The following is a 6,646-nucleotide window of genomic DNA, read 5'->3' as shown; positions in this document are numbered from 1 at the left end:
CGGACGGGTGCGTCGGTGATTAATGGTGCGATCCGGACGTGGTACCTGTCGCATGGCGGCCCTTCGGGCTCGCTGGGCCTGCCCGTCGGTCCGGAGACCCGGTTGAACGGTTCCTCGCGTCAGGAGTTCGAGCATGGTGCGCTGATCTGGACCGCGGAGGGCGGTGTGCGGTTGGCGACCGAGCCAGTTCCCTCGGCTGCCCCGGGGTCGCTCGCGGAGCCTTCGGCTGCTCGACCGGAGGAGGGACAGGCTCCGAGCCTGTGACGATTTTGACCGCGCCAGCTGAGTGCCGGTTCGATCACGCCGAGTGATCCCGGAGTAGGATCGACGGGAACGCACAGCGTGGCGTCCCTGCCTGAGAAGAGAGTTAAGGATCTTTCGATGACGGATTTCATTCCCGCAGCCAAGCCGATCGTCGGCGATGAGGAGCGCGAGGCCGTCGACCGCGTTCTGCGCTCCGGCATGATCGCCCAGGGCCCTGAGGTCGCCGCGTTCGAGCAGGAATTCTCGGCGCACTTCGTCGGAGGCCGCGAGGTCGTTGCGGTGAACTCCGGCACGAGCGGCCAGCACTTGGGGCTGCTCGCCGCAGGCGTCGGCCCCGGCGATGAGGTCATCGTGCCCTCCTTCACCTTCGCGGCGACGGGCAACTCGGTCGCTCTCACGGGTGCCACCCCGGTGTTCGTCGACATCGAGCCCGACTACTTCACCCTCGATCCTGAGGCCGTGCGTGCCGCCATCACCCCGCGCACGAAAGGCATCATGCCCGTGCACCTCTACGGTCACCCCTTCCTCGTCGACCAGATCGAGGCCATCGCGCGCGAGCACGATCTCGCGATCTACGAGGACGCGGCCCAGGCGCACGGCGCCTCCTGGGGCGGCCGCCTGGTCGGCACCCTTGGCGACTTCGCCATGTTCAGCCTGTACCCCACGAAGAACATGACCTCCGGCGAGGGCGGCATGGTCTCGTGTGTGAATGGCGAGATCGCCCGCAACGTCCGCCTGCTGCGCAACCAGGGCATGGAGAAGCAGTACGAGAACGAAGTCATCGGCTTCAACGCCCGCATGACCGACATCCACGCTGCCATCGGCCGAGTGCAGCTCACCAAGGTCGACGGCTGGACCGCGCAGCGACAGCGCAACGCAGCCGCGCTGAACGAAGGCCTTGCCGGCGTCGCGGGTGTGCAGACCCCGAAGGTCGCTGAGGGTGCGGTGCACGTTTACCACCAGTACACGGTGCGTCTCGACGCCGGTGAGCGCGACCGCATCCACGTCGCGCTCAAGGAGGAGCACGGTGTCGGCTCGGGCGTCTACTACCCGATCCCGAATCACCGCCTGCCCTCGCTGACGAAGTTTGCTCCGGGGCTCGACCTGCCCGAGACCGAGCGCGCCGCGCGCGAGGTGCTCTCGCTGCCCGTGCACCCCTCGCTCGCCGAGGGCGACATCGAGCGCATCATCACCGCGGTCACCGCGGTGATGAGCGCCGGCGCCTGACCCTCGCTGTATGAAAGAGATCTGGCGCGTCCTCCGACAGCTGCTGCCCCTGCTCCCAGCGGGTGCGCAGCGCTACTTCGTCGGATACATCGTCGCGACGAGCCTCATCACCGCGCTCGACGCGATCGGCATGTCGCTGCTCGCGATCGTGATCGGTCCCGCGATCGCGGGCACCACTATCAAGCTGCCCGTGGTCGGCGAGTTGCAGCCTGAGGCTGCGCCGCTCTTCGTGCTGATCTCCTTGGCGCTCATGCTGCTGAAGTCGGTGCTCAATGTGGTGCTGCAGTGGTTCGCCACCCGCAAGTTCGCGAAGTACGAGCTTGAGATCGGCGATCGCCTGTTCCGGGCGTACATCAATTCGAGCTGGGAGGAGCGCTCGAAGCGCTCGATCGCCGAGATCACGCGCATCGCCGATGGCGGCATCGCGAATGCGATGGCGGGATTCGTGCTGCCCATCATGCGGATCCCGAGCGCTTTCTTCACCTTCGTGCTGGTGCTCGGCGTGCTCGTCATCGCAGACCCGATGACCTCGGTGATCGCCTTCGTCTATCTGTCGCTGGTGATGCTCGTGGTGCACTTCGTCGTCACGCGCCGCGCGCTCGAAGCCGGCGAGGTGAACCTGAGGTACAGCTATCGGGTCGCGAACCTGATGACCGAGATGATCGAGGCGCTGAAAGAGCTCAGCCTGCGCAATCGCTTGGGAGAAGTTGCTGATCTCGTTACGTCGAATCGCCGCCACAGCACGCGGGCCCGTGCGAATGGGGCGTTCCTGGGCGTGCTTCCCGGCTTTGCCTATGAGGCTGCACTGCTGGGCGGTATCGCCCTCATCGGCGGTTTCTCGTATTTCCAGGGCGGCATGCAGGCGGCCCTTGCCGCTGTGGCGCTGTTCGCAACGACCGGTTTCCGTCTGATTCCCGCGCTCACGGGCGTGCAGGGCGGCATCGTTCAGGCGACCGCGAGTATGCCGGGCGCGAAGGATGTGGTGGGCGACCTCATCGCAGCCGAGCGTGACATGAAGACCTCTCAGACCCCGGCAGACTCCGCTGAACTGGCCGAGAGTCCGAAGCTGCTGCGTCTGAACGACGTGCGGTTCCGCTACCCTGGCGCTGCTGTCGATGTGATTCGCGGTATGAGCCTCGATGTTCCGCTGGGCAGCTCGGTGGGTATCGTCGGCCCGTCGGGTGCCGGTAAGTCAACGCTCATCGACCTGTTGCTCGGTCTCAGCCAGGCAACCTCGGGCGCCATAGAGCTCGATGGCGAGTCCTTGCGGTCGGTGCTGCGTCAGTGGCGCGGACGAGTCGGCTACGTGCCGCAGCGGGTGGCGCTCTTCGACGGAACCATTGCGCAGAACGTGGCGCTCTCCTGGACCGACGACGAGATCGACCGTGAGCGCGTTGCGTACGCGCTCGAGCGTGCACAGCTCGGTTCGCTCATCGCCGATCGCACCGGGGGTATCGACGAGCGCATCGGAGAGCGAGGCGTGTCGCTCTCGGGTGGGCAGCAGCAGCGGCTCGGGATCGCCCGCGCCCTCTACACGGATCCCCTCGTGCTGGTGCTCGACGAGGCTACGAGTTCGCTCGACACCAAGACCGAGGACGAGGTGACGCGCGCGATCAAGGAACTGCAGGGCGAGGTGACGCTGATCTCGGTGGCGCACCGCCTCTCGACGATCAAGGACTACGACCGGGTGTGCTACCTCGACGACGGTGTGATAGTCGCGCAGGGCACTTTCGCTGAGGTTGCGCAGCAGCATCCCGCTTTCGGGGAGCAGGTCGCTCTCGCGGGGCTCGCGGGCGAGGTCCGCTGAGTACTAGGTACAGCGACGGACTCTCCCGGCGTGAGAGCCCGATCAGCCGGCGCGTCTCTCGTCGCGGGCCCCGCTACCCGCGCGGGAAGCGGCGGCGCATGATGAGGAAGCCGGCGAGCAGTGTGCGGAACGGTGCCTGCGCGTGCAGGATGAGGAAGGGGTTGCTCGGTATCAGCGAGGCCGCTTTGAAGTACGACTGACGAGCGCGCATCGCTTCTCCGACCTCTTCGAGCGTTGCCCACGGATCGCGCAGCGCCGCGAAGACCGCGTGGTCGCTGCGCGAGAGCAGCGACCCAGCGCCAGGAGCGAGCGCGAAGAGGCGGTCGACGAGCGCGACCAGTCCGTCGCGGCTCTCGTAGAGGGCCTGTTGCGACGATGATCGTGCCAGCACTGCGTCGAAGAAATGGATGCGGATGAGCTTCACTGTGATCGCCGTGCGGACTGCGGGGCTCGCCGCAGCAAACCAGGGCAGAGCCTCGAGCTCGTCGAGGAATGCGAAGTCGCGGTCGAGTGGACGGGTCGGGCCGAAGGTCACCCGGTCGTCGGCGTCGTCGTGGCCGACGTAGGGCGGTCCGTCAAGGTCGTAGGCGACCCGCTCTCCGGTGAACCAGAGGGTGAGCGAGTAAGTGAGGTCTTCGCCAGAACCGAGCCCTTCGCTGAATCGCAGGTGGCCGAAGCGCTCGCGATCGATGAGGCCGAGGGGAGCGCTGCGATAGGCCAGGCGATCCCTCCGCCCGTCGAGGCGACTTTTGCGACGACCGCGGCGCACCGGCGGGTAGGGGTCGGTGCCGCCGCGTACGAGCCGGATCCGGGCTAGCACCGCGTCGGCGCGCGTCTCGCGGGCGGTGGCGAGCCAGGAGTCGATGGCGCCGGGGGCGAACTCGTCGTCGGAGCCCAGGATGCTCACGTAGGGGGCGTCAGAGCGGGCGAGTCCGTGGTTCATTGGGCCGGCTGCGGAGTGGATGCCGTCGCGGAGACCGAGGAGTCGAAGTGCGGGATGATCGGCGTACTCACCGAGGTTGCGGCGGATGATCTCAGGCTCGATGTTGTGCGCGACAACGTTCACGCGAACAGGGGCAGAGGTGTGCTCGAGCACCGAGGCGACGGCCCGCGCGATGGGGCGGGTGGCGGAGTGCACGGCGATGGTGACGTCGACGAGGGGATCGGTCATGGCGGTGTTCTCGTGGCGGCTAGGGCCGCGTACTCCTGAGCGTGCGGAACGGTGCCTGCGGGTGCAGCGCGAGCAGCGGGTTGCGGGGCAGCACGGCCTCAACGCCCCCGCCCCAGCGCGCGCCCAGCAGTGTGAGGATGTGAGCGGTGTCCGGAGCGGAGCCCAGCACCTCATCGATCACCGCGCGATCCGCTCTCGACAGCAGACGGATGCTGCCCGGCGCGGCGGACTCCACAGCGTGGAGCACGTCGACGAGCGGCTGCCGGTGCGCGGCGAAGCCCTCTGGGGTGTCGAGCCGCGCGAAGACCGCGTCGAAGAAGTGCAGCCGAAGTGTCTTCACACCGAGCGCGGTGCGCTGTCGCGTCGAGAGCCCCGCGAACCAGGGTGCGGAGGTGATGACCGTGAAGAAAGAGAAGTCCTCCGCTACGGTGCGCTTCGCTCCCGTGACGCGGTCGTGCCCGTCTTCGTGCCCGACGTACGCGGGGCCGGTGCGGTCGTATGCGATGTGCTCGCCCTGGAACCAGAGCGCAGCCGTGAATTCGAGATCTTCGCCAGAACCGAGGCCGGGGGTGAAGCGCAGTTCGCGGAAGCGCTCGCGTGAAATGAGGCCGAGGGGGGCGCAGCGGTAGGCGAGCCGATCTTTCACCGGGTCGAGGTCACGGGTGCGGCCGCGACGCGTCGGGGGCATTGGCTCGACTCCGGTGAGGTCGCGATCAATGCGTGCGATGACGGTGCTCGCACCTGTCTCCTGTGCAATTGCGAGCCAGGAGTCGACGGCACCGGGGGCGAACTCGTCGTCGGAGCCGAGCAGCGACACGTACGGTGCCGTCGCTTCATCGAGCCCGAGGTTCATCGGTCCGGCGGGGGAGGGGATGCCGTCCGCGAGGTGGAGCAGTCGGAGACGGGGATCGTCGGCGACGGAGCCGAGATTGGCGCGGATGATCTCCGGGTCGATGTTATGCGCCACCACGTTCACCCGCACCTCGGCCTTGCTATGGTCGAGGACCGAGGTTGCGGCCCTGGCGATCGGGCGCGTGCTCGAGTGGACGGGGATGACGACGTCGACGAGGGGTTCGGCCATGCCTCGATGGTAGCGCGAGGAGCCCCTCCCCTCCGCGGGGCTCGGCGGTCCGGTCGTCAGGATCGTGGGATCCGTGACGCGAAAGCGCGGCTGGGTTGTTAGGCTATCCCCATGGAAAAAGACGCATTGCTCGAGCTGGTTGCAGAGATCCTCGAGGTCGAAGAGGCCTCCGCTACCGACTCCCTGGAGGACCAGGGCTGGGACTCCCTCGCCAACCTGGCGTTCATCGCTGAGATCGACGAGCGTCTGGGCGTGCAGATCGACGCAGACGAGCTCGCCAAGGCCGTGACCGTCGACGACTTGCAGGCCCTGATCTCGGCCCAGTCGTGAGTGATTTCCTCCGGCTGGAGGATCGCGCGCTGCTGATCACCGGCGCCTCATCCGGCATCGGTAGGGCGACCGCGGTGCTCGCGAACCGTGCAGGTGCCCGAGTGGTGCTGGTCGCTCGCCGGCAGGAGGCGCTGGAGGAGACCGCGAGTCTGCTCGACGGAGACGGGCACCACATCCTGCCTTTCGACCTCTCGGATCATGCGGGCTACGCGGGGCTCGTGCGAGACGCCGTCGAAGCCGTAGGACCACTCGACGGGTTGCTGCACGCGGCCGGCGTGCACGCGACGACGCCGTTGCGCGCAACCTCGGCGAAGCAGGTCGCCTCCCTCTTCGAGACGAACGTGACGAGCAGCGTGCTGCTTTCGAAGGCCTTCCGCAACCCCAAGGTGCGGGCCGAGCGGGCCGGTATCGTCCTGATGTCGTCGGCCGTAGGGCTTGTCGGCGAGGCTGGGGTCAGCGTCTACGCCGCCACGAAGGCCGCCGTCTCCTCGCTCGGACGGTCGCTCGCTCTCGAGCTTGCGCCTGAGCGCATCCGGGTGAACAGCATCGCTGCCGGCATCGTCGAGACGTCGCTCACCGACGAACTGCGACGCAAGGTGGGGCAGGCCGCGTGGCAGAGCATCGAGGCCGAGCATCCTCTGGGCATCGGCTCGGCCGACGATGTGGCGAACGCAGCGCTGTTCCTGCTCTCGGATGCCTCGCAGTGGGTCACTGGCACGACGCTCGTGGTCGACGGCGGTTACACCGCCCACTGAGCGATACCGCC

7 protein-coding genes are annotated in these 6,646 nt (G+C 67.5%); 5 read left to right on the top strand and 2 right to left on the bottom strand.

Features of this window, described 5'->3' with window-relative positions:
- The 3 genes from H629_RS14865 to H629_RS0111730 form a co-directional block, all read left to right on the top strand.
- Nucleotides 1–264 (top strand): LGFP repeat-containing protein (locus H629_RS14865; protein WP_420835251.1); only part of this gene is annotated, 264 nt, incomplete at its 5' end.
- Between the two features lie 117 nt (nucleotides 265–381).
- A complete protein-coding gene (locus H629_RS0111735) occupies nucleotides 382–1,491 on the top strand; it encodes a DegT/DnrJ/EryC1/StrS family aminotransferase (protein ID WP_024357449.1) in 1,110 nt (369 codons plus the stop codon).
- A 10-nt stretch (nucleotides 1,492–1,501) separates the two neighbouring features.
- Complete coding sequence (locus tag H629_RS0111730; protein WP_024357448.1) at nucleotides 1,502–3,298, top strand: ABC transporter ATP-binding protein; 1,797 nt, start codon at nucleotides 1,502–1,504, stop codon at nucleotides 3,296–3,298.
- A gap of 73 nt (nucleotides 3,299–3,371) precedes the next feature.
- Here the strand turns inward: H629_RS0111730 and H629_RS0111725 are convergent, their stop codons facing one another.
- Both H629_RS0111725 and H629_RS0111720 read right to left on the bottom strand, forming a co-directional pair.
- Nucleotides 3,372–4,469, bottom strand: a complete 1,098-nt coding sequence (locus H629_RS0111725) for a glycosyltransferase (protein WP_024357447.1) — start codon at nucleotides 4,467–4,469, stop codon at nucleotides 3,372–3,374.
- A 19-nt stretch (nucleotides 4,470–4,488) separates the two neighbouring features.
- Nucleotides 4,489–5,550: a glycosyltransferase family 2 protein gene (locus H629_RS0111720; RefSeq protein WP_024357446.1), complete on the bottom strand. Its 1,062-nt coding sequence runs from the start codon at nucleotides 5,548–5,550 to the stop codon at nucleotides 4,489–4,491.
- Between the two features lie 111 nt (nucleotides 5,551–5,661).
- Here H629_RS0111720 and H629_RS0111715 point away from each other — a divergent pair, with 111 nt between their 5' ends.
- On the top strand, nucleotides 5,662–5,880 hold the full coding sequence (locus H629_RS0111715; protein ID WP_024357445.1) for an acyl carrier protein: 219 nt from the start codon (nucleotides 5,662–5,664) through the stop codon (nucleotides 5,878–5,880).
- A complete protein-coding gene (locus tag H629_RS0111710; RefSeq protein WP_024357444.1) occupies nucleotides 5,877–6,635 on the top strand; it encodes an SDR family NAD(P)-dependent oxidoreductase in 759 nt (252 codons plus the stop codon). The genes H629_RS0111715 and H629_RS0111710 overlap by 4 nt, the downstream gene beginning before the upstream one ends.
- Nucleotides 6,636–6,646 lie beyond the last annotated feature (11 nt).

The organism is Leucobacter chironomi DSM 19883, from assembly GCF_000421845.1.
Taxonomy (GTDB): Bacteria; Actinomycetota; Actinomycetes; order Actinomycetales; family Microbacteriaceae; genus Leucobacter; species Leucobacter chironomi.
This window is presented reverse-complemented; position numbering and strand designations above follow the sequence as displayed.